The following is a 21,972-nucleotide window of genomic DNA, read 5'->3' as shown; positions in this document are numbered from 1 at the left end:
TAGTTTATAATAGAAGAAGGACTTAGAAAAAACGTAAATGTTTTTGGAGGTGAACTGTTGTGTTTTCACGTTTTACACTTCAACCATATGCATTAAAAGATGAATCAGATTTAAAGCAATTTGAAACGCTTTTAGAAAAACGCCCACAATATGAGCTGACAGAGAATGAGATGAAATTTAGTTATATAGCATGTCGAATCCTTGGTGTTCCTAATGATGTAGATGAATATTTTAATGAACTGTTTGATTATAGTGAAGCGAAAGGAATCGAAGTTTTACACGAACAAAATTTAAACAAAGTGATTGATTCGGAAAAGCTTCGTCATATTCAAGAAGTGTTCGGATTACATCAAGAAGCACCAAATGGTCTGACAGTAAATAGGCTAGTTGCACACTTATCTGGGAAACAACTTTTACCGAAAGTAGACAACCCTGATTTACAGCATTACATACATACGACGTTTATTTCACTATTGAAATTATATGAGAAGCAACATAATCAGTCGTTAAAGACAGAAGGCTTCCGTCGTTTCTTAATCGACATAATTAAACTAAGCGAAAATTACGTAGCGAAGTGGTTCTCTACGATTAATTATAAGAAACAAATGCCGCGTATCATTTGGTACGGTGATGCACAGGAAAGCCGTATATATTTCTTATACTTTCTTATTATGCTCGGTTGTGATGTGCTTTATTATCACCCAGAAGGAAAAGATGGATTTGAAAATATTGATGAAGAGGGAAGAACTTTTGTTGTATCTCATTCAAGTCGCATTTCGCTTGAACCATTCCCTGATCGTCGCCGTGAGCGTGTTGCAACAGTAGCGTATCAAGCTTCAAAAGAAATTGAACAAGTACTTCACCACGATAATTCACTGCTGTACAAGCCGTGGCAATTCCGTTCCTATACGCCTGTAGCTCGTACACTAAAAACAACATATGATGAACTCTTTTTAATTACGAAAGAAAAGGCGTTTGTACGCCCGACATTCTTTGTTGAAAATAAACACATTTATATTCCTTCTTTATTTGCGAAAATATCAGGCGTTTCAAAGAATGATAAAGAATATTTTCAACGATTAAAGGCTGTTACATCATTTGATAACAGTTTATTAATTAATACATTCCCATTTACGAAAGAGCAAAAAGCAAACTTCCAATATCATTATCGAGATGCATTGGACCGAGCTGGGAAATTGCATCCTGATCTAATTATGAATAGCCATTGGTGGCCGCATAAGCGTTTACCGGAAGGTTTACAGCATGGAATTGCAGAAGCGATTATCCATACGTGTGAAAGTGAAATGTGTAAACCAATTGCGAAAGAGACGAAACAAGATGTAGCGCTATATGTTTTCGCGCAACTTTCTCAAATACCACCGAATATTTTAGAACAGCTTGAGAAATTTGATTATTCACAAGATGTACCGAAAATTGTTATATTTAATAATGAGAAGAGTGGAGAGTTAACTCGTTCTGATGCTGTTTTATTACTATTTTTGAATCAAATTGGAGTAGATGTATTTCATTTCAATCCAACGGGAAGAAACGATATTGAACCGTATATTGAAGCGGGGGCATTTGATTCACATTGGCTTGAAGAGGTTAATTTCGATCTTGAGTTTCATGGTTCATCAGCCTATAAAAATTTATCACAAACAATAAAAGGACTATTTCGTCCATTTTTATAAGGAAAGGGAGAATACCATATGAATAACCCAGTCGTACTAGATCCGAAAACAGAATTAAATGAACAAACAGCACAAGATGTTCGCTTACAGCTTAGACAAGATGCGGATGTACAACGTATTTATAATGCGGTAGATATTAAAGATCAATTAGAATTAATTGAACTTGGAAAAGAACCTTCTATGGAAATTTCACGTTTTGCTGATCAAATTTTACATACAATGTCATTATCAAAGATAGAAGATTCTGGTGAATTATTAAAACAGCTTGGTAAAATTATGGACCGATTCGATAGTAAAGACTTTGCGGAAGAGAAAAGCGGTTTCTTTTCACGTATGTTTAAAAAAGCGGATAAAATGATTGAACAAATTTTTAGCAAGTATCAAACGATGGGCCGTGAAATTGATAAAGTTTATGTGGAAATTACGAAGTACCAAGATGAGATGAAAAAATCAATTGGTACGTTAGATGGCTTGTATGAGCAAAACTTAAAATATTATCTAGACTTAGAGAAGTACGTAGTAGCAGGAGAAATGTTATTAGAGCGTTTAAATACAGAGTTAGTTCCGATGTATGAAGAGCGTGTACGTAATAATGATCAATTAGCAGGTATTGAATTAGAGTCGCTTAAAAACTCTGTTGAAATTTTAGAACAGCGTATTGACGATTTAGAAAAAGCACGTATGGTTGCGTTACTTACAGCACCACAAATTCGTATGATTCAACGTGGTAATAATAAATTAATTGGTAAAATCAATACAGCATTTATTACAACGATTCCTATCTTTAAAAATGGTATCATTCAGGCGGTAAATGCGAAGCGTCAAAAACTTGTTGCAGATTCTATGGCTGAACTGGATCGTCGTACAAATGAATTACTTAAGAAAAATGCACAAAATATCGCAACGCAAAGTGTAGAAGTAGCGAGATTATCAGGTTCTTCTAGTATTAAGATGGAAACACTTGAGGAAACTTGGAACATTATTTCAAGAGGTATGCAAGAAACACAACAAATTGAAGAACAAAACAAGCGTGAGCGTGAAGAAAGCCGCAAACGTATGGCTACATTAACAGAGAACATTAAAAAAGAATTACAAGGATAAAGTGAAACTTTAATCAGTGGGGTAAATGAAAAGGCAATGAGGACTATTCCTCATTGCCTTTTAGTTTCTCTTCACTAATTTAATAATCTCATTCACAATAAGTGGAATGATACTTAATAAGAGAACAAATCCCCAATCTCGCATCGTTAATGCATGTACACCGAATATATTTGCAAGGGGCGGGATGGAGATGATACAAACTTGCATAAGAACACCGATAAGAAGGGAGAAAACTAAATATTTATTTGTAAAGATCCCAATTGAAAAAATTGATTTCGTTCTTGAACGCAAGTTAAATGAATGAACGAGCTGAGAAAAACTAAGAACGACAAATGCCATCGTTTGAGCATGTAATAGAGCATCGTCATCAATTCGCTCTGGGAAAAGAGGGAATAAATTTGTATCTCCAGTATAGAATTTTGCTCCGGCGATAAAAGCTATTAGCGTTAAAAGTCCAATGATAACTCCATTGAAAATCAGGAAAGGAACGCTGCCACTAAATAAGCTTTCTTTCGCATGTCGTGGTTTTTCCTTCATCACATCTGGATCTTCAGGATCAACCCCAAGTGATAATGCAGGCAGTGTATCTGTAATTAAATTCACCCACAAAATATGAATAGGTCGTAGTGGTGTTGCCCAGCCGAGTAAAATCGCTAAAAATAAAGCGATAATTTCTCCGAAGTTACAAGAGAGTAGGAAGAGAATTGATTTTTTTATGTTACGATAAATATTTCTACCTTCTTCAACGGCTTTCACAATAGATGAGAAATTATCATCTGTTAACACGACATCTGCTGCCCCTTTTGCAACGTCTGTTCCTGTAATGCCCATCGCTACGCCAACATCAGCTTGCTTTAAAGATGGTGCATCATTGACACCGTCACCAGTCATAGAAACGATATTTCCTTTCGCGCGTAATGCCTTTACAATTTTCACTTTATGCTCAGGAGAGACTCTAGCGAATACATTTAAATGATTAATTTTGCTAGCTAGTTCTGTATCAGAAACGTTATCTAATTCAGTTCCAATCATAATTTCCGATATTTCTTCAGCAATGCCAAGTTCTTTGGCAATTGCAAAGGCGGTATCTTTATGGTCACCAGTAATCATAACTGTGCGAATACCGGCTTTTTTACATTCTTTAATTGAATCTTTCACTTCAGTTCGTGGTGGATCAATCATACCGACAAGACCAATAAAGATAAGATTTTTTTCAAGATGATTTATATCCACATCGTTTGAATCGTATTGTTTAAATGCGAATGAAAGTACTCTTAAAGCTTCTTGAGACATTGATCCGGCAGCTTTTAATATTTGATTTTTATCAGAATCAGTTAAAATCTCGATTTTGCCGTTTTTAAAAATATGGGTACATCGGGGTAAGAGCTTATCAATAGCGCCTTTCGTCATGCTATAGTAGCTTTCATCGTATGTATGTACAGTTGACATCATTTTACGATCTGAATCGAAAGGTACTTCGTTAACACGTTCATGTATTTTTTCTAAATGATCTTTTTGCATATTAAAGGTGGTTCCGGCAACGAGAAGAGCAATTTCAGTCGGGTCTCCCGTTTGTGATTCGTTATTGTAAGACGCATCATTACATAGCACCATATTTTCTAACAATAGACGTTGCGCATCATTATTTACATTTAAACTCTCTAAGCGATCGTATGTGTTATCACTATAAAAGTGAGTAACGGTCATTTTATTTTGCGTTAACGTACCTGTTTTATCTGAACAAATAATTGTGACAGAACCGAGGGCTTCAACAGCTGGTAGTTTCCGAATGATAACGTTTTGTTTAATCATACGTTGCACACCAATTGCAAGAACGATGGAAACGATAGCTGGCAAACCTTCTGGAATAGCTGCAACGGCTAAACTAATTGCAGTCATAAACATTTCTAGTGTATCTCGTCCTTGTAAAAAGCCTATGAGAAACATCACGATACAAATAGCTACAGCAACAAAGCCTAAATACTTTCCGACTTGTGCTAAGCTTTTTTGAAGTGGTGTCATATCATCGTCAGCTTCATGTAAAAGGGTAGCAATCTTACCAATTTGTGAGTTCATTCCAGTTTCAACAGCAACACCGACGCCTCGTCCATATGTAACAAGAGTAGACATAAAGGCCATATTCTTTTGATCACCGAGTGGTACTTGCTCATCACTTTGCATGGAAGGGTGGTAGATTGCATCTTTATCAACAGGGACAGATTCACCAGTTAGAGCAGATTCTTCAACTTTTAAATTTGCGGTTTCGATCAGGCGTAAATCGCATGGGATATATCGTCCGGCGTCGAGCATAACGATATCACCTGGAACGACGTGCTCAGATGGAATTTCTTTTAGTTCACCATCTCGCTTGACGATAGCTTTAGGTGTCGCCATCTTTTTCAATGCCTCTAAGGCTTGTTCTGCTTTCGATTCTTGGACGACACCGATAACAGCATTTAAAACTACAACGAGCGCAATGATACTTGCATCTGCCCATTCACCTACAAAGGCAGAAATAAGGGCTGCAATAATAAGGACATATACGAGGACGTCATTAATTTGGGCGAAAATACGCTGCAATAAAGTGCGTTTTTGTTTTGTAGCTAATTCATTAGAACCGTATTGCTTTAAACGTTCACTTACAATTTCATCTGTTAAACCGTGTTGTTCGTTTGTTTCTAGGTCAATTAATGTTTGATCTTTCGTCTTACTGTACCAATTGCTCATAAGTAAGCACCTCCAGTAAAAACAGTTAGCAATGGTAGTGTTGCTATTATTTGTGAGTAGTATGTATGGAGAAAAAATCTAAGGTGAGGTTCTACTTCTATTGTACAATATTTTACAGTTGGTTGAGGGAAAGAGAAGAGTTGTCATGAATTTGTTGGAAATAAAAAAGAGCCTCATATAAGAGAGGCTTTTTTACTTTTTAATTAATGTACCTAATTCTTCTGTAATAGCTTGCATTTCACTAATGCTGAATGTTTCACGTTTCATAACATGATCATAAATGTCACGTAAATCTTCGTACATTTCTTCGTTAAAACTAGCAGCTCTCATCGCTCCAGCATTAACCATACGTAATTTTTCTTTAATAGCTTCGACCATGTATTCAACGTTTTCTTCTGACTTTACGGATAAATCCACCGAAGTGTCCCCCTTTAAAATAACATAAGGCTATCTTAACATTTTTTATCATTTTCGTTAATGAATCTTTTCAATCCCATTAAATTAGTAGGGATTTCCTTTATATTTAATAATTGGTTGTTTATACTATAAGTATATATTAAGAAATGCACCAAGAAGGGAAGAAACAAAAATATGGTTCAAGTATTGTTTGTTTGTCTTGGGAACATTTGCCGTTCTCCGATGGCAGAAGCGATTTTTCGAAATCTTGTCGTAAAAGAGGGACTTGAAGAGAAAATTGTCATTGATTCTGCAGGAACTGGAGATTGGCATGTTGGCCATCCGCCACATAAAGGAACACAAAAAATTTTAAAAGAAAATGCAGTCACTTTTGAAGGAATTAAAGCAAGGCAAGTAGAAAAAGAAGACTTAACAAAGTTTGATTATATTATTGCCATGGACAACAAGAATATAGCAGATTTAAAAAGTTTAGGTAAAACTGGAGGCTATATTGGTAGGCTGTCCGATTTTGTTCCAGACGGTGGCTGGACAGACGTTCCCGACCCTTACTATACAGGGAATTTCCAAGAAGTATATGACCTTGTAACAGAAGGGTGTGCAAAGCTATTAGCTTTCATTCGAAATGAACAAGGAATATGAGGAAGCTTAGAAAGAAATACTTTCTAACATAAGAAATGAAAGGGTGAAGGAATATGGCAAAGAAAAATAATATTGCTCGAAACATTGCGATTGGTGTAGCTGCAGGTGTAGCTGTATCTATGTTGAAGAAAGAAAATCGTGAAAAAGTAAAAAATACTGCAGAAAAAGCAAAAACAAAGATGATTGAAATTGGCGAAAATGCAAAGATCAAAGAAAAAGTGCAAACTGTTACAGATAAAGGACGCGAACTTGCTGATTTCAATGTGGTAAAAGCGAAAGTAGCAGAAATTAAAAAATTAACGCCATCTGTTGTAGAGACGTTAAAAGAAACGAAAGAAATTTTTAGTAAGAAAAAAGTTGAGCCAGAAGAAAAGCCAGAAACGATTGAAATTCAAGCTGTATCTCCAAAGGTAGATGAGTTGAAAGTAGAAGAAGAGCCAATAGTTGCTGAAGATGGTGGTATGAAAGAAGCGCGTGAATTATTTATGAAAGACTCAAATGCAGTGGAAAAAAAAACTGAAGCGTACATTGAGTTAAAGCAAGATAAAGAAGAGAAGAAAAGCGTTTAAACATATATGAGAAAAATTTTAGAAAAGGTGAGAAGAAATCGTACTTATTCGTTTGGTAAAGATTTATATGACCGGACGATGCGCGATGATGTAGCGGGCTTGGCAGCACAGCTCGCTTATTTCTTCTTGCTTGCAATTTTTCCTGGGCTCGTTTTCTTAATTACGCTTCTTGGATTTATTCCCATTCAAACAGAGGATGTGCTTAGTTTATTAGAGGTTTATGTACCAGATGATGCAATGAACTTAATTGAGGTAAATGTAGATAAAGTTGTAAACCAGCAAAATGGTGGTTTATTATCATTTGGTTTATTATCCATGTTATGGTTTGCCTCAAATGGTGTTAATGCGGTTATGAATGCTTTTAACCGCGCTTATGACGTGAAGGAAACACGTTCTTTTATTACAACAAGAGCGTTATCAATTGTGTTTACATTAGCTATTATTTTTATGATTGTCTTTGCGTTAATTGTTCCGGTATTCGGACAAGTTATTGGAGCAGCAGTGTTTAAAGCACTCGGTTTATCAGATAGCTTTTCTTTCGTATGGAGCATTACACGATTAGTAGCGAGTTTCTTCGTGCTATTTGCTTTGTTTAGTTTCTTATATACATTTGCACCAGATCGAAAGTTAAAAAGAAGAGAAGTTATTTCAGGGGCGTTATTTGCTACTGTAGGATGGATTGTGGTATCGTACTCATTTGCTTATTATGTAGATAAGTTTGCGAATTACGCCAATACATATGGTGGTCTCGGTGGTATCATTATTTTAATGTTATGGTTTTACTTAACTGGATGGGTAATTTTACTTGGCGGTGAAATTAATGGTTTACTCCACCATTATAGAACCGGTGACAATAATTCCCGTAATGAATAATGAGCTCTTGTTCCATAATAAAAAGGAACAGGGGGGATATTTCATGAGTAATAATAAAAAGAACCATAATAATAAAAGTAATAATAAACAAAAGAGCAGTTCGCATCCAAAGCATAAAACGAGTAGCAGTGCGAACGGTCATAATAGCTATCATTAAAAAAAACGGGTCCTCTATGAGGGACCCGTTTTATTTGCTTCCTTTTAATAATCGTAAGCCATTCAAAATGACAAGAATCGTACTTCCTTCATGGCCAATAACACCGAATGGAAGAGCTAAAAATTGCAAGAAGTTTGAACAAATTAGCATGGCAATAACGGCTAGCGAAAAGATTACGTTTTGCTTCACAATACGATTCATTCGTTTTGATAGACGGATTGCTTGAGAAAGACGAGATAGTTCGTTCTTCATCAGTACAACATCCGCAGTTTCTAAAGCTACATCTGTTCCTTCTCCCATTGCGACACCAATGCTAGCAGTAGCTAGTGCAGGTGCATCATTTATACCGTCTCCGACCATTGCTACTGTACCGTATTTTTCTTTTAACTTTTTAATCGTTTCAACTTTTGTTTCTGGTAAGCATGATGCGTAATATTCCTTTATATTACTTTCAGAGGCAATTGCTTTTGCCGTTTCTTCATTATCTCCAGTAATCATAATTGCTTCGACACCAATGCTTTGTAAATCACGAATAGCAGCTATTGTTTCTTGGCGAAGCGTATCTTTTAAAGCGATAAGTCCAAGAATGCCTCCCTCATCACTAATATAAACGACAGTTTTACCTTCCTTTTCAAGTGAGGCAGAAATACCATTATGAAATGTTTTTGTTTCTTCACCGATAAAATCAGCTTTACCTATTTTATAAGCGTTGTTTTCGAATATTCCTTTTAGCCCAAAACCAGTTACATCTTCAACCTTTTCTGGTTTTTTTAATGTAATGTCGTACGCATGTTGTGCATATTTAACAATAGATTCAGCCAAAGGATGTGTAGAGTGACTTTCAATTGATGCTGTAATAGAAAGTACTTCTTTTTCTGTCATATTTTCTCGAACATATATATCTGTTACGGTAGGTTTTCCTTCTGTTAATGTTCCTGTTTTATCAAAGGCGATTGCTTTTACTGAAGCGAGGCGTTCTAAATGTATGCCACCTTTAAAGAGAATTCCATTTCTTGCTCCGTTAGAAATTGCAGATAACGTTGCTGGTGTAATGGCAGCAACGAGTGCACAAGGAGATGCGACTACAAGTAAGATCATAGCGCGATAAAACGTTTCATTCCAGCTCCAGTCAAGTAAGAAATGAGGAACGAACATCATAAGCGCAACAACGAGTAGTACACCTTTTACGTATGTTCCTTCAAACTTTTCGATGAATAGTTGTGATGGTGATTTTTCACTTTGTGCACTTTGTACGAGACGGATAATCTTTTGGAATAATGTTTGATCGCTCGGCTTCGTAATTTTAACTTCGATAGCACCACGTAAATTTACAGTACCTGCAAATACTTCATCGCCATGTCTTTTCTCATTTGGAATAGGTTCTCCCGTGATTGCTGCTTCATCGATATTTGTTTCACCGTTATGAATCGTACCGTCAGCAGGAACACGTTCACCTGGTTTAATTAAAATAATGTCGTTAATTTGTAACTCTCCAACAGGAATACGTTCCTCTGTTCCGTTGGAAATGCGTAATGCTTCTTCGGGTTGTAAGTCAAGAAGAGCGGAAATTTCTTTTTGGCTCTTACTTAATGTATAAGATTCCATAGCACCGCTGAGCGCAAAGATGAAGATTAAAATAGCCCCTTCTGCCCAGTAGCCAATAATTGCAGCACCGATAGCTGCAAAGAGCATTAGCATTTCAACATTTAGCTCTTTTTCTTCAATCGTATCTTCAATTCCTTCTTTCGCTTTTGCATATCCACCAACTATATAAGCAAGGATATAGCAAGTAATACCTGCATTCATTGCATCGTTCTTTGTGAATAGCCAGCCAGCTAAAATAAAAATACCAGATGCCAATGCAAATACAAGTTCATAATGTTTTTTTAATGTGTCCCATAAAGAGGGATGAGAAATTGTTTCTTTTGCGTGTAACGTTTTTACTTCTGAGTTCATTACTACTCGCTCCTTCCGAATTCTTATTGAGAAAAATAATCAAAATCGAAACCCCTATAAAACGACGAAAGCTGCCATCCATAATGGATAGCAGCATTTCTGTTGAATCTGTTTTTAATAGTTATTATGTTGTAATTATTCTATAGTATATCATATGTTTTTATGAGATGGTACGGTTTTGTTTCAAGTATAAACGGAAAACTTGTGTTTTCGCAATTCCTTTGGTATATATGAATATTGTTCATAAAAAGGTCGGAAAGGAAGACAACAAGTGAAGACAGAGAAATTTTTTACCCATCCGATTGGCGTATTTATTGCTGCAATAGTAGCAACTTTTTTATGGGGAAGCGCATTTCCTTTTATTAAGTTAAGTTATGCTGAACTTGGAATTCAACCACAAGAAGTTGGAGAACAAATATTATTTGCCGGTTATCGTTTCTTGTTATCTGGAGTCATGCTCTTATTATTCTTTAAAGTGTTAGGAAAAGATATGAGCTTCAAAAAAGGAACGGGGAAACAGTTAATACAAATTGGTTTATTCCAAACGTTTCTTCAATATATCTGTTTTTACATTGGAATGAGTTATAGTTCAGGAATTGAAGGAGCTATCATTTCAGGGACATCATCATTCTTTCAAATTTTACTCGCCCATTTTTTATATAAAGATGATGCTCTCAATATAAGAAAAATAATTGGGGTATCGATTGGTTTTTGTGGCGTCGTTTTAGTAAATGTGCCGAGTGATGGTAGCTTATCATTTCATTTTGGAATCGGAAGCTTATTACTTCTTAGTGCAGCAATGCTGTATTCATATGGAAACATATTAGCAAAAGAAGGTAGTAAAACATTAGATGTTGGCTATATGACAGCATACCAAATGATGTTTGGTTCTATAGGATTATTATGTATAGGGGCTTTACAAGTTGGAGTCATGCCATTTACATTTAGTCTACATGCACTACTTATGCTGATTTATTTATCTTTCTTATCTGCAGCTGGTTTTTGCATTTGGAATACAATTATGAAGTACAATAAGGTTGGAAAAGTATCTATGTATATGTTCTTTATACCCGTATTTGGTGTGTTATTATCGAGCATGATTTTAGGTGAAGCAATTCATTCATTTGTGTTACTCGGTTTAGCATGTGTAGCCGCGGGAATTATTGTGGTAAATCGGACGCCAGCTAAGCAAAAAATAGAGAAAGAAAAACAAGTAGCATAGAAAGCAGAAAAGCGATTACAATGGAAGAACAGTACTGTTCTTCTTTTTTTATAGAAAAAGGATAATAGACTAAGTGTAACGAAAAAAGATACAAAAAGCATTTATTGAGGAGAACATATTATGAATCTACTTTACGTGGTGTTAATTGGGCAAATACTTCTTTTTTTAATTGGTGCAATTTATGCAATGCGGCAGACAAAAAGAACGAAAGATAATATGCCGTTACCTTTAGCAATCCGTCTTATTCTTAGTTTTTCTTTAACAGGTAGTGCAATTTGGATATGGTTACAAGATCCATCTGTAGAGTATAGTACGTGGGTTGCACTTGGTATGACTTTATCGACTGTGGGAGATTTGTTTATGGCTGGGCTGATTCCAATTGGTCACAGGTTAATTGGAGGGATGGTTACTTTCGCTCTTGCTCATTGTTTTTATGTAAAAGCATTTTTGCAAACAGGAATTTCGTGGAATGGTTTTTGGATTGGTTTACTCGTATATGGGCTCTTTCTAATTGTAGGATGGTTCTTCTTTATCCGAAATGATAAACAGGATAAATTGTTTACGATAGGAGCTCTAATTTACGGATTGTGGGTTGGAGGAATGGCTTGCTTTGCATTCGCCTTATATTATGAAAATACAGGAATATGGTGGATACCAGCGTTTGGTGGTTTACTGTTTGTGATTTCTGATTTTATTATTGGCGTGACAGATATCGGAGGGCGTAAATTAAAGTATGAGCCACTTTGGATTTGGTTTACATATGTAGCTGCTCAAATGTGTATTGTATATGTGGGATTATAAAAAGATACTCTCAAAATAGTGGATAGACTATTTTGAGAGTATCTTTTTTGCTTGTTTAATTTGATCTATTTTGAGAGTATCTTTTTTGCTTGTTTAATTTGATCAGTATTACCATTTTTAAATTTCTAATATTATAATTTTATAATTCATAATTTTGTAGAAAAATATCGGTTGTATTATTTATAATAAAAGTAAAAAGATGATGAGATGGTGAAATGATGCAAAAGAAAAAATGTTGGCGTGAATTCTTTGGAACTATTGCAATTGCATGTTTATTGGTGTTTTTGGCGAAAATTTTTGTGTTTTTCCCTACGACTGTAAAAGGAGCATCTATGAGGCCAACGTTGCAAGATGGAGATAAGGTGATTGTTAATAAGTTAGCAAAACAATTTGAAAGCTATGGGAGAGAAGATATTATTGTTGTGAAAACAGATAATTTTTATGTCAAAAGAGTGATTGGATTATCTGGAGATATAATTGAGATGAGAAATGATCAATTATATGTAAATTCTGAAGTGAAAGATGAAGAGTATTTGGATAGTAATAAAAAACAAGCAGAAAAAAAACTTATGAATTTAACAGAGGACTTTGGACCAATTACAGTTCCCGAAAATAAGATTTTTGTTATGGGAGATAATCGCTTAATAAGTAAAGATAGTAGAAATGGTTTAGGTTTTATTGATAGAGAAGATGTGTTAGGAAAGTTAGCAGGCATTTATTATCCGTTTGAACATATGAAAATAATAAAGTAAAAAACCAAGCAAATTTTAGTTTGCTTGGTTTTTTTGTTAAACAGTAGGAGATTCGTTTGATACAAAAATATCTTCATGTTTCTTTGTAGTACTTAAAACGAATTTATGTTGTAGCAATTGTAGTTTAAATAACGCCAAAGGATCATGATATGTTTCTGGATTGCTTCTTAGCGTTGCTAATGTTTGCTCGTCTTCCTTTATCTCAAGTTGAGCTGCATCTACATTTTGTTTCAATATGTTAAGTGGATCTTTGAAGAACATCATGATATCACGTTCTAATGCACCTTCAAATACTTCAAATTGAAGGAAGAATTGTTTTGAAATTGTGTGAGCAATTTCTGTATAGTCTTCTGTTTCAATATATTGTTTATATTTGTTGGCGAGCATAGATTGGTTTTTTTGCATATTACCAAATAATTTTCCGGCACTTTTTAAGAAAAACTGTGTCGGTGTAAAGCGTAATAAAATATTGATGTTCGTTACTGTAATTCGATTTGTCATTCGTACAACATCTCGATTCCAATCATCTAATAATTTGAAATCGCAAGGAAGTTTCATACGTTCTTCTTTATATAATTTATTAAACGTTTCACTCATTTCATCTAAATAAGCTTGAGCTTGAATAAATTCATTATGTGCTGTTTCAATCCATTCTTGAATAGACCCAGTAAATTTAGGAAGAAGTACCTGTTGTACATGCTTTTGAACTCGTTCATTCATTGCAGCATTTAATTCTTCATGAACTAATTTGAAATCACTATCTTCTTGAACAAGATCAGAGCAGCTCTGTAATAATTCAGGAATTTGAGAATGTATATCTCGTGTAATTTCTTCTTTCGTTAAAAGATAGGATTCGGTAATAGAACGAATTTTATCTTTTTCAAGAGCAGTAAGGTTATTAATAAATCCAGTAAGTTTCACTGAGATGTGTTTATTCCAGCGTACGGATTTTACTAATGTATTTTCTAATTCCACACGTTCATTTATGAGATAAGCAATTGTCTTTTGCGTAAACCATATTAGCTTTTCTATACGTTCTTTTTCTATATCGCGTTTTGCAAGATTAGAAAGAATAGATTCTGTTACATCTCCAAGTTGCTGGCTACTCTCTTGCGAAGGAGAGTATGGGAAGAATTGTGCATCTGGAAAATGTACTTTAAGTTTACTAATTAGTTTTTCATTAGTAGTCGTATTATTTGTGTGTGATACGAAGTGAATTTGTAAGTTTGGTACTTGTTCACGTAAATAAATTAACGTATCAATTTCTTGACTATGCAATGGTGAAGAAGAATTTAATACGTATACAAGGCTATCTGCTGCTTGTAAGTATTCAAAGTATGCATTGTTTTTATCCAATTGTCCTTGAATGGATGGTGTAATAAGAAATGTAAACTTATTTTTTCTTAAAAACCTACTTGGTAGCTTAATTTCTATACATTTTTTCTCAAGTTCTGACTGAGCAGATGTAGCCGTTATTTGATGGAATTCATCAAGGTTAGGGATATTTCTTATATCTAAATCGGTAAATTCTGTTATTTCAGTTTGACTAGCGTCTTTAAATAGAATAGGAGTTGTTAAAGTTTCAGTTAAGATGTTCTCTCCTAATATTGAATTAACAAATGATGTTTTATCATGGTCACTAGTTCCAGCTATTAGTATTGGTGTGACATTTAAATCACATAGTTCATGGACGAGTAGCGTAAATTGATGACTTAAATCTACATCATTTTTCTCAGCCCATACAGCGATTGTTTCGAATAAATGAGAAACTGTTTCCATATTTACATCTGCTTCAGCTGATGTATTAGAAAGTAAGGATCCAGCACTTTTTACGAGTAATGATTCTAAAGTTGTAGGTGAGACTTCATTCCATGCTAACACTGCTGCAGAGACAACTAGAGAATCTTTTGCTTTCGTTAAACTGAACCAATTTGTTAATAGATTTGGTACAAGTCCGTTTAATTCATGCATAAAATGATTTCCGGTAATTAATGCAAAGTATGTTTCTTGGTAGCGAGTAGAAATTTCATTCCAATCGTCATTATTGTCTGTTTCAATATGCAAGAATAAATGATTAATACTTTGAATCCAAGGAAGGTATAAGGATTCATGTTGATAGCTATTCCAAAGAGCAATAACAAGTTCTTTAAATTGAGCTTGATCAACAGCATATAGAGCTTTTAAAGACTCATAGAAATATTCAGGCTTAATGTTTTTTGTAAATCCTTTGTTTATGTAAGTTATTAACGTATCAAACCAGTGTAAAGATTGTGTTCGGATACCTTCTTGAACAGCTAGTTCGATAGCGTTGTTCCAATCTTCTTGTTTTTCATAGAAAGAACGTGCAATTGCAGTAATATTTGGGTAATCCGGTTGGAATGCAACAGCTTCACTAATCGTCTTAAAAGCGAGTCCTAAACGATCTTGTTCGATATAAAGAGAAAGAAGTTGTAAGGAAACCTCCATCGTAAGAGTCGTATCTTCCGTTTGAATAGATTGATAAATTTCTTCTGCCTTTGGTAAGAATCCTAGTTCAAAATAAGCATCTGCAATATTTTTTGTCGCCCAAAGTGCAAGAGCATTATTTACTTTTTCCCATTTAAATATAGCTGCTTCAAAATCTTTATTTTGATAATAAAATTCACCTTGAGCAAATCGAATATTAGAAATGTTGGAGAATTCATTTTTAGATTCATTTATATATGCTTCACCGAGTATTTCCGATGCAGGAGTAGAAGTTTCTTCTGTTAAAAATGTTTTATAGTAAACTTTTTGAATAAATTGATTTTCAATGGTCATGTTCGTTCCCCCCTGTATAATTTAGAAAAATGATGTTGTATGTAAAAGGGTGTATGTTCTTTTAATAGGTAGAAGTTGCATTATATAGACCAAACTATGTTTTTGCTAGATATATCATTTTTCTTGAGAGTTAAACCGTTGCGAAAAGTAACTTTCCTTTATTGTAACAAAAAAACACGCATATGAATTTTTATTTTTTATCGGGTTATTTGCGGGCAATAAGAATCTAATCTCAAAATTGGTGAATGTAAGTGAGTTATGTGGAGTCGGGATGTCTGTAAAAGCAAGGTTGGCATAGGTTAATAATTAGTAGAGGATGAACAAAACTCCCACTGAGTAAAGTTTTCCTTTATCTCTGTTAAAGGAAAGAATAGAAGTAGAGTTCATTATAAAAACAATGTATAGTGAATATGTATACCATGTTTGCCTTAAAGATAGAAAGGGTACAATGTGGAATAACGACCGTGCATAGGATGTGTCTTCCGAATGGAACAACATATTGGCGAGTTAATCGCGCATTATGGCTATTTTGGAATTGTTATAGCTTTGGCTGGTGGGATTGTCGGATTACCGATACCAGACGAGTTTTTATTGACCTTTGTTGGTTATAATGTTTCAAAAGGAGTTATGTCAGGAACTGCTGCTTTTTTAAGTGGGATGGCTGGTGCGATGTTAGGGATCACGTTAAGCTACATATTAGGTTTAAAACTTGGGCTCCCTGTTTTAAAGAAATATGGGCCGAAAATTAGAATTAAAGAACATCACATTGAAAAAACACATATTTTATTTGAAAAATATGGGCCATTTCTTTTAATGATTGGTTATTTTATACCGGGCGTACGTCATTTAACAGCATATTTTGCTGGGGTATCAAATTTGACACTTTGGCGTTTTTGTTTGTACGCTTACGGTGGTGCGCTCATTTGGATAAGTGTTTTTATTGGGCTTGGCTGGAAATTAGGCGAGAAGTGGCGCTTCGTTGAGTATAGTTTACATCATTATGGAATATGGATTTTATTAATTTCAGCAGTTGTTACATGTGTTGTATGGTTGTACATAAAGAAAAAGAAAAACCGCTAATAGCGGTTTTTTTAGCTGAAAGCAATAAATAATACACCAGCTGTAATAAAGACTACACCAACGCCGGTCATAAAGTTTAACTTTTCACCGAGGATAATCATAGCGAGAATGATAGAAAATACGACGCTTAATTTATCGACAGGAGCTACTTGTGAAACCTTTCCTGTTTTGAGGGCAAGAAAATAAAATAGCCATGAAGAAGCACCTGCAATCCCACTTAATGTGATAAATAGCAGTGCTTTTTTATTTAGCAGTACGTCGCCGATATTTTGAAATTTACCTTGTATGATAATAACGCCTATCATAAATAATGCCATAATAATAGATCGAATTGTTGTTGCAACGTTTGCATCGATGCCGTCTAAACCAAACTTTCCAAAAATCGATACAAGGGCAGCAGCAATTGCTGATAATAGTGCAAATAAGAGCCACGAACTCATAGTAAAATTCCTCCAATCTTACAGTATTATACATGAAAATGATTCTCATGTATAAAGTTGAAGCAATTGAGCTTTATAGGAAGCACGACTTCAACTTAACTTCTTGCTCCACCTGAATTTTAAGGTGGGAGTTTTACTGCCTGTAAATAGTGGGCTAAATAACGAAATAATCCCCACCTTATATTTTTAATAAGGTGGGGATTATTATACTACTCTGCAATTTCCTCATATAAAAAGTACGTTACATTATAAATATGTTCTACTTCATCGTCTGTCATAAACAATAATTCGTCACGCTCAATCCCTTTTTTCTTTTCAATAAACTCAATCATATTTTTGCGTTCTTCTCTCTTCATCAATTTTATTTCTCCTCCCAATCTGTTTTAATACAGTTTATTTAAGTTACTGCTATTATATAACAGAATCTTTGGAAAGTTCCACCTATTTTATTATTTTTTTTAAAAGAACTTTTCGACAAAACAAGCCCACCTAAGGGGGGGCTTGTTTTATTTTATAGTCGTAAAAACTCAGGCTCCGTCGTACCCGCACCATCAATGTAATAAATTGTGTCGGGATTGATTTTGATCAATACGTAATTAGGGTCTTCAGGACCGAGTAACCAACGTTTTAAGCTATTATTCCAAAACTTGTTTTTTAATGTTGAGTCTTCCTCGATTGAAGCTAACCCTTCAACTTCAATATAATCTTCATCTAATTTTTTTCCTTCTCGTCCGAGTAGTACATGGACATTAGGATTTTGTTCAATATCTGTTATCTTTTTTGATTGTCGATCTGTTGCAACATATAGTACAAAATCTTCATGGAAAAACATCATAAAGGCGCTATGAGGTTTCTCATTTCGTACTGTAGATAATACACCAGTACGTTGACCTTGAATAATAGTTGCGATTTTTTCTTTTAAGTGCATAATTTTAACCCCTTTTCACAATTTATAATTCTGTCTGTTTAAACAAGATAATTTAAATATCTTTCATACTGTTTTCTTCAATCCGATTTTTTAAACGTAATTGTGATGAAATCGGACAAGTTAGGAGAAGAATAATAATAATATTGAGGAGAAATACATACGATGGAAGGATGAAAAGCATGTTTAATAAAATATTTCTTATAGTAGCGCTTATAGGTGTACCACTATCTGTACTTGGAAAAACACTTCATTGGCCAGAAACAATTATGTTCGCTGTGTATTGTATTACGATTATCGCATTAGCTGGTTTTATGGGGAGAGCAACAGAGAGTCTAGCAATTGTTTCTGGTCCTAGAATAGGCGGATTATTAAATGCTACTTTCGGTAATGCTGTTGAACTTATCATTTCAATTTTTGCACTTCAAGCAGGGTTAATTGAAGTGGTGTTAGCTTCTTTAACCGGTTCTGTACTTGGAAATTTATTATTGGTAGGAGGGTTATCTTTCTTTGTTGGAGGTCTTAAATACAAAAGACAAAGTTTTAATGTATATGATGCAAGGCATAATTCAGCTTTATTAATATTTGCTGTTGTTGTGGCCTTTGTTATTCCAGAGATCTTTTCAATGAAGATGGACGCTGGCAAGACGTATCAATTAAGTATAGGTGTTTCTATTATTATGATTATCATGTACCTTGCTGCATTACTATTTAAGTTAGTTACGCACCGTGGTGTATATCAACATAAAAGTGACGAAGTAGCGCATGAAGAAGAGCCAGAGTGGTCGAAAGGGAAGGCGCTCCTTATTTTAGCAATAGCAACACTAGCGGTAGCTTATGTGTCAGAGGCACTCGTGCATACTTTTGAAACTGTTGCAAAGTCATTTGGCTGGTCAGAGTTATTTATAGGGGTTATTATCGTTGCAATTGTTGGGAATGCAGCGGAACATGCGTCTGCAATTATTATGGCTTATAAAAATAAAGTAAATATTGCAGTCGAAATTGCAATAGGCTCTACATTACAAATCGCCATGTTTGTTGCTCCTGTATTAGTATTGCTATCTATGTTCTTCGCGCAAAGGATGCCTTTAGTATTTACCATACCAGAACTTGTGTCTATGATTACAGCCGTTTTCTTAACGATTGCGATTTCCAATGATGGAGATACAAACTGGTTTGAAGGTGGCACTTTACTAGCGGCGTATGTCATTATGGGAATTGGTTTTTATTTATTATGAAAAATAGGCATAACAATTGCACTCAGAGAAAACAATAAACGAAGTAGTATATATACCTACATAGGAAGGAGCCAGACAGGTGAAACGAGTATACAGCATATGTCTTTCAACTATGGTCTCGTTTATTTTATTATTTCCTAACATGAGTTTTGCAAAGACAACAGTAGGAACAAAAATGCCTTCATCTGTTTTAAATATTTCAAAAGACAATACATTTCCAAATGATGCGCAAGATTTGCCACGTTTACAACCAAGTAAATTTGCTCAAGAGCTATTGAAAACGGCTAATATTAAAATTGAAAATCCAGACTTAATTCGGATGTTTAATGAAACGACAATTTCAAATGCTCCGCTTGCAGTAGGGTATCGGGCAAAAATTTATTTAGGTCAATGGGCTTTACATTATGAATCAGTAGACACATCGATTAATTGGGAATATAAACAAGTGAATCGAAATGTGTATGATAATCGCGGAGGAGACCGTTTGTATCCACTTCGCTATAAGCAAGAAACACAAAAGACGGTTGAAGGCGATTTAACAGCAGATATGAAAGATGCTGCAGATGTGAAAAAAATGATGCTTCTCAAAGCGCTTGAAAAAGTACAATTGCCCCTTTCGTTTAAAACAACTATTGGTTATGGTACTGGACATGAGCGTGTGTATAATATTAGTCCGAGTCAACTCGGATATTTATACGCTTATACACCAGCAGTAAATGAAAAGGGAAAAGTAACATTTGGAGAAGTGTATCTTGTATTAAAGGGAAATCAAAAAAGACTTGTTGTGAAAAATATTACTTCTCAAGGAATTGGAGCGGCAATTCCAATTCATGATCATTTGTTTTTTAAATTTATTTCTTCTTCTCACTCGCAATAACAAAAAAAACGTCAGCTTATAAGCTGACGTTTTTTTTATAATGTAATGTTTGCTGTTTTTGATAAGAAATCTTCTGTCGGATAGTAGCTGTTTTTTACAAGAACATTTGGTCCAAGACATTTTACTGCAGGACAGTGACAGCTTAATGATTTTGCTGTTTTTGAAGCGCTCCATTTTTCATACGCTTCTTGTAATGTGTTTGTTTGTATGTTTCCTAGAAGTGGAACATCACCAAAATCAGTAACGATAATATTACCATCAAAAATATTTACATTTAAGCGTGAACGACCATCTGGATCGTTACGAACAGTTACATTTTTGCTCTCTTGCAATTTTTTAAATGTAGCTATGTCTTTTTCGTCATCGCTACAAGCATAGAAAGGTAAAGTTCCAAATAGCATCCATACATTTTCATCGCGAATTTCTAGTAAATGTTCAATCGCATCACGAATTTCAGCTTTTGTTAAAATCTCTAGATTACTCGCGAAGTCACTTGGATACATTGGATGAACTTCATGACGTTTACAGCCCATCTCTTCGACGATTTGGCGGTGAATATGTTCAATATGTGGTAGAGTTCTTTTGTTTAGCATTGTTTCGGCCGATACAAGTACACCTGCATCTGATAGAGCCTTACTATTTGTAATCATTCTTTCGAATAATTTTGCACGTTGTTCGTAAGTAGGCTTACGCTCCATCATTGCAAATCCGCCTTCAACGAAGTCATCAATTGTTCCCCAGTTATGAGATATATGCAATACGTCTAAATAAGGAATAATCTGTTCGTAACGTGCTAAATCTATAGTTAAGTTAGAGTTGATTTGAGTGCGAACGCCTCGTTCATGGGCATATTTTAAGAGTGGTGTTACATAGTTGTCGACGGATTTTTTTGAAAGCATAGGTTCGCCGCCAGTAATACTTAAAGAACGTAAATGAGGAATCTCATCTAATCGTTTTAATAAAAGATCCATCGGAAGCGGATTTGGGTCTTTCGGCTGTAACGTGTAACCAACAGCGCAATGCTCACAGCGCATGTTGCATAACGTCGTTGTTGTAAATTCAACATTTGTTAATAGTAGTTTGCCGTACTCTTCAAGGTCCATATACGCTTCCCATGGATCGTAAGAAGGAGTAATCGGCTTCATTTTTTGTGATATCGTCATATGAAATACTCCTTTGACTATTGAAATAACAATTTGTCCATTCTCTATAATAGAAGAATATGTGCTTTTTATAAAGTGAAACTTTTTAGCATGGAAAGAGAGAGGGCTTACATTATAGTGGATGACTGTGACAAAATTGATGAAATTTCATGCCCATAGCAATCGTTTTTGCGGTATAATAAAAGCAACTCGAATTAAAAGGAGAGTGCCTTCATGGGAAAAGCAATTCAAGATAAAGATACACAATTAGTATATTTAAAAGAACGTTTAAATATGTTCATTGAAGTAATTGATACAATTGAACCTGAAGAAGTAGAATTAGAAGATGTAGATCGTCTTCTTGCAATGTTAGATGAATTAGAATTAAAATGTGAGCAATTTAAAAAAGACGAATAATATATTAAAAAGGCTACCAATTCCAATTTGGTAGCCTTTTTCTGTTCGGGTAATAGAAGGACGATAGAAAAAGAGGTATAATCAAGTTGTGAAAAATTTCATTTATGCTCTAATAGCGTGAAACAAATAAATAGCTAAAGAGCATAACA

Annotated in this window: 20 protein-coding genes; 12 read left to right on the top strand and 8 right to left on the bottom strand. The window is 34.7% G+C overall.

Annotated elements, in window-relative coordinates:
• Positions 1–59 precede the first annotated feature (59 nt).
• Both DN404_RS01720 and DN404_RS01715 read left to right on the top strand, forming a co-directional pair.
• The gene (locus DN404_RS01720) at positions 60–1,691 is read left to right on the top strand and encodes a YceG family protein (protein WP_000492859.1); all 1,632 of its coding nucleotides are present in this window, start codon (positions 60–62) and stop codon (positions 1,689–1,691) included.
• A gap of 18 nt (positions 1,692–1,709) precedes the next feature.
• Positions 1,710–2,792, top strand: a complete 1,083-nt coding sequence (locus DN404_RS01715) for a toxic anion resistance protein (RefSeq protein ID WP_001064409.1) — start codon at positions 1,710–1,712, stop codon at positions 2,790–2,792.
• 60 nt (positions 2,793–2,852) lie between these two features.
• On the opposite strand, the gene DN404_RS01710 is transcribed toward DN404_RS01715, so the two are convergent.
• Both DN404_RS01710 and DN404_RS01705 read right to left on the bottom strand, forming a co-directional pair.
• Positions 2,853–5,519 (bottom strand): cation-translocating P-type ATPase, encoded by a 2,667-nt coding sequence (locus DN404_RS01710; RefSeq protein ID WP_088362194.1) that lies wholly within the window; start codon positions 5,517–5,519, stop codon positions 2,853–2,855.
• Positions 5,520–5,711: 192 nt separating this feature from the next.
• Entirely contained in the window at positions 5,712–5,936 is a 225-nt protein-coding gene (locus tag DN404_RS01705; protein ID WP_000366196.1) for a DUF1128 domain-containing protein, read from the bottom strand.
• A gap of 174 nt (positions 5,937–6,110) precedes the next feature.
• Between DN404_RS01705 and DN404_RS01700 the strand changes: the two genes are divergently transcribed.
• From DN404_RS01700 to DN404_RS01690, 3 genes are read left to right on the top strand one after another with little or no spacing between them, the layout of a single operon-like run.
• Entirely contained in the window at positions 6,111–6,575 is a 465-nt protein-coding gene (locus tag DN404_RS01700) for a low molecular weight protein-tyrosine-phosphatase (RefSeq protein WP_000250916.1), read from the top strand.
• A gap of 53 nt (positions 6,576–6,628) precedes the next feature.
• Positions 6,629–7,144 (top strand): DUF4075 domain-containing protein, encoded by a 516-nt coding sequence (locus DN404_RS01695; protein WP_001085389.1) that lies wholly within the window; start codon positions 6,629–6,631, stop codon positions 7,142–7,144.
• Positions 7,145–7,150: 6 nt separating this feature from the next.
• Positions 7,151–8,017, top strand: a complete 867-nt coding sequence (locus DN404_RS01690) for a YihY/virulence factor BrkB family protein (protein ID WP_001226536.1) — start codon at positions 7,151–7,153, stop codon at positions 8,015–8,017.
• A 187-nt stretch (positions 8,018–8,204) separates the two neighbouring features.
• Here the strand turns inward: DN404_RS01690 and DN404_RS01685 are convergent, their stop codons facing one another.
• Positions 8,205–10,130, bottom strand: a complete 1,926-nt coding sequence (locus tag DN404_RS01685) for a heavy metal translocating P-type ATPase (RefSeq protein WP_006927450.1) — start codon at positions 10,128–10,130, stop codon at positions 8,205–8,207.
• Positions 10,131–10,401: 271 nt separating this feature from the next.
• Here DN404_RS01685 and DN404_RS01680 point away from each other — a divergent pair, with 271 nt between their 5' ends.
• The 3 genes from DN404_RS01680 (at position 10,402) to lepB (ending at position 12,905) form a co-directional block, all read left to right on the top strand.
• Entirely contained in the window at positions 10,402–11,352 is a 951-nt protein-coding gene (locus tag DN404_RS01680) for a DMT family transporter (RefSeq protein ID WP_000845697.1), read from the top strand.
• Positions 11,353–11,472: 120 nt separating this feature from the next.
• On the top strand, positions 11,473–12,153 hold the full coding sequence (locus DN404_RS01675; protein WP_001051080.1) for a lysoplasmalogenase: 681 nt from the start codon (positions 11,473–11,475) through the stop codon (positions 12,151–12,153).
• Between the two features lie 215 nt (positions 12,154–12,368).
• Positions 12,369–12,905: a signal peptidase I gene (lepB, locus tag DN404_RS01670; RefSeq protein WP_041183968.1), complete on the top strand. Its 537-nt coding sequence runs from the start codon at positions 12,369–12,371 to the stop codon at positions 12,903–12,905.
• A 36-nt stretch (positions 12,906–12,941) separates the two neighbouring features.
• Here lepB and DN404_RS01665 read toward each other — a convergent pair whose 3' ends face one another.
• Complete coding sequence (locus DN404_RS01665) at positions 12,942–15,704, bottom strand: tetratricopeptide repeat protein (protein WP_048535054.1); 2,763 nt, start codon at positions 15,702–15,704, stop codon at positions 12,942–12,944.
• A 486-nt stretch (positions 15,705–16,190) separates the two neighbouring features.
• Here DN404_RS01665 and DN404_RS01660 point away from each other — a divergent pair, with 486 nt between their 5' ends.
• Entirely contained in the window at positions 16,191–16,784 is a 594-nt protein-coding gene (locus tag DN404_RS01660; protein WP_000434878.1) for a DedA family protein, read from the top strand.
• A gap of 11 nt (positions 16,785–16,795) precedes the next feature.
• On the opposite strand, the gene DN404_RS01655 is transcribed toward DN404_RS01660, so the two are convergent.
• From DN404_RS01655 to DN404_RS01645, 3 genes are all read right to left on the bottom strand, one after another.
• Positions 16,796–17,224 (bottom strand): EamA family transporter, encoded by a 429-nt coding sequence (locus DN404_RS01655; protein WP_000100295.1) that lies wholly within the window; start codon positions 17,222–17,224, stop codon positions 16,796–16,798.
• A gap of 209 nt (positions 17,225–17,433) precedes the next feature.
• Positions 17,434–17,580, bottom strand: coding sequence for a BH0509 family protein (locus DN404_RS01650; RefSeq protein WP_000817786.1), 147 nt, complete (start codon positions 17,578–17,580; stop codon positions 17,434–17,436).
• Positions 17,581–17,735: 155 nt separating this feature from the next.
• Complete coding sequence (locus tag DN404_RS01645) at positions 17,736–18,152, bottom strand: pyridoxamine 5'-phosphate oxidase family protein (RefSeq protein ID WP_000550220.1); 417 nt, start codon at positions 18,150–18,152, stop codon at positions 17,736–17,738.
• A 179-nt stretch (positions 18,153–18,331) separates the two neighbouring features.
• On the opposite strand from DN404_RS01645, the gene cax reads away from it, so the two are divergent.
• Complete coding sequence (gene cax / locus DN404_RS01640) at positions 18,332–19,387, top strand: calcium/proton exchanger (protein WP_000482133.1); 1,056 nt, start codon at positions 18,332–18,334, stop codon at positions 19,385–19,387.
• Positions 19,388–19,466: 79 nt separating this feature from the next.
• Complete coding sequence (locus DN404_RS01635; protein ID WP_002083605.1) at positions 19,467–20,264, top strand: YfkD famly protein; 798 nt, start codon at positions 19,467–19,469, stop codon at positions 20,262–20,264.
• 35 nt (positions 20,265–20,299) lie between these two features.
• Here the strand turns inward: DN404_RS01635 and yfkAB are convergent, their stop codons facing one another.
• Positions 20,300–21,427 carry a radical SAM/CxCxxxxC motif protein YfkAB gene (gene yfkAB, locus DN404_RS01630; RefSeq protein WP_016125372.1) on the bottom strand — a complete coding sequence of 376 codons (1,128 nt, stop codon included), beginning with the start codon at positions 21,425–21,427 and terminating at the stop codon, positions 20,300–20,302.
• 213 nt (positions 21,428–21,640) lie between these two features.
• On the opposite strand from yfkAB, the gene DN404_RS01625 reads away from it, so the two are divergent.
• Complete coding sequence (locus DN404_RS01625) at positions 21,641–21,823, top strand: SE1561 family protein (RefSeq protein ID WP_000513558.1); 183 nt, start codon at positions 21,641–21,643, stop codon at positions 21,821–21,823.
• Positions 21,824–21,972 lie beyond the last annotated feature (149 nt).

The organism is Bacillus sp. TE8-1 (assembly GCF_008368855.1).
GTDB classification, from domain to species: Bacteria; Bacillota; Bacilli; order Bacillales; family Bacillaceae_G; genus Bacillus_A; species Bacillus_A cereus.
The sequence above is the reverse complement of the archived record's forward strand: the minus strand, read 5'-3'. Positions and strand labels throughout refer to the sequence as shown.

What these genes read in the sequence shown, in the direction of transcription:
- DN404_RS01685 (WP_006927450.1), bottom strand. Translation starts at nt 10,130, where the DNA reads ATGAACTCAGAAGTAAAAACGTTACACGCAAAAGAAACAATTTCTCAT.
- DN404_RS01675 (WP_001051080.1), top strand. Translation starts at nt 11,473, where the DNA reads ATGAATCTACTTTACGTGGTGTTAATTGGGCAAATACTTCTTTTTTTA.
- DN404_RS01655 (WP_000100295.1), bottom strand. Translation starts at nt 17,224, where the DNA reads ATGAGTTCGTGGCTCTTATTTGCACTATTATCAGCAATTGCTGCTGCC.
- DN404_RS01645 (WP_000550220.1), bottom strand. Translation starts at nt 18,152, where the DNA reads ATGCACTTAAAAGAAAAAATCGCAACTATTATTCAAGGTCAACGTACT.
- DN404_RS01695 (WP_001085389.1), top strand. Translation starts at nt 6,629, where the DNA reads ATGGCAAAGAAAAATAATATTGCTCGAAACATTGCGATTGGTGTAGCT.
- DN404_RS01625 (WP_000513558.1), top strand. Translation starts at nt 21,641, where the DNA reads ATGGGAAAAGCAATTCAAGATAAAGATACACAATTAGTATATTTAAAA.
- DN404_RS01700 (WP_000250916.1), top strand. Translation starts at nt 6,111, where the DNA reads ATGGTTCAAGTATTGTTTGTTTGTCTTGGGAACATTTGCCGTTCTCCG.
- DN404_RS01660 (WP_000434878.1), top strand. Translation starts at nt 16,191, where the DNA reads ATGGAACAACATATTGGCGAGTTAATCGCGCATTATGGCTATTTTGGA.
- lepB (WP_041183968.1), top strand. Translation starts at nt 12,369, where the DNA reads ATGATGCAAAAGAAAAAATGTTGGCGTGAATTCTTTGGAACTATTGCA.
- cax (WP_000482133.1), top strand. Translation starts at nt 18,332, where the DNA reads ATGTTTAATAAAATATTTCTTATAGTAGCGCTTATAGGTGTACCACTA.
- DN404_RS01715 (WP_001064409.1), top strand. Translation starts at nt 1,710, where the DNA reads ATGAATAACCCAGTCGTACTAGATCCGAAAACAGAATTAAATGAACAA.
- DN404_RS01665 (WP_048535054.1), bottom strand. Translation starts at nt 15,704, where the DNA reads ATGACCATTGAAAATCAATTTATTCAAAAAGTTTACTATAAAACATTT.
- DN404_RS01710 (WP_088362194.1), bottom strand. Translation starts at nt 5,519, where the DNA reads ATGAGCAATTGGTACAGTAAGACGAAAGATCAAACATTAATTGACCTA.
- yfkAB (WP_016125372.1), bottom strand. Translation starts at nt 21,427, where the DNA reads ATGACGATATCACAAAAAATGAAGCCGATTACTCCTTCTTACGATCCA.
- DN404_RS01690 (WP_001226536.1), top strand. Translation starts at nt 7,151, where the DNA reads ATGAGAAAAATTTTAGAAAAGGTGAGAAGAAATCGTACTTATTCGTTT.
- DN404_RS01650 (WP_000817786.1), bottom strand. Translation starts at nt 17,580, where the DNA reads ATGAAGAGAGAAGAACGCAAAAATATGATTGAGTTTATTGAAAAGAAA.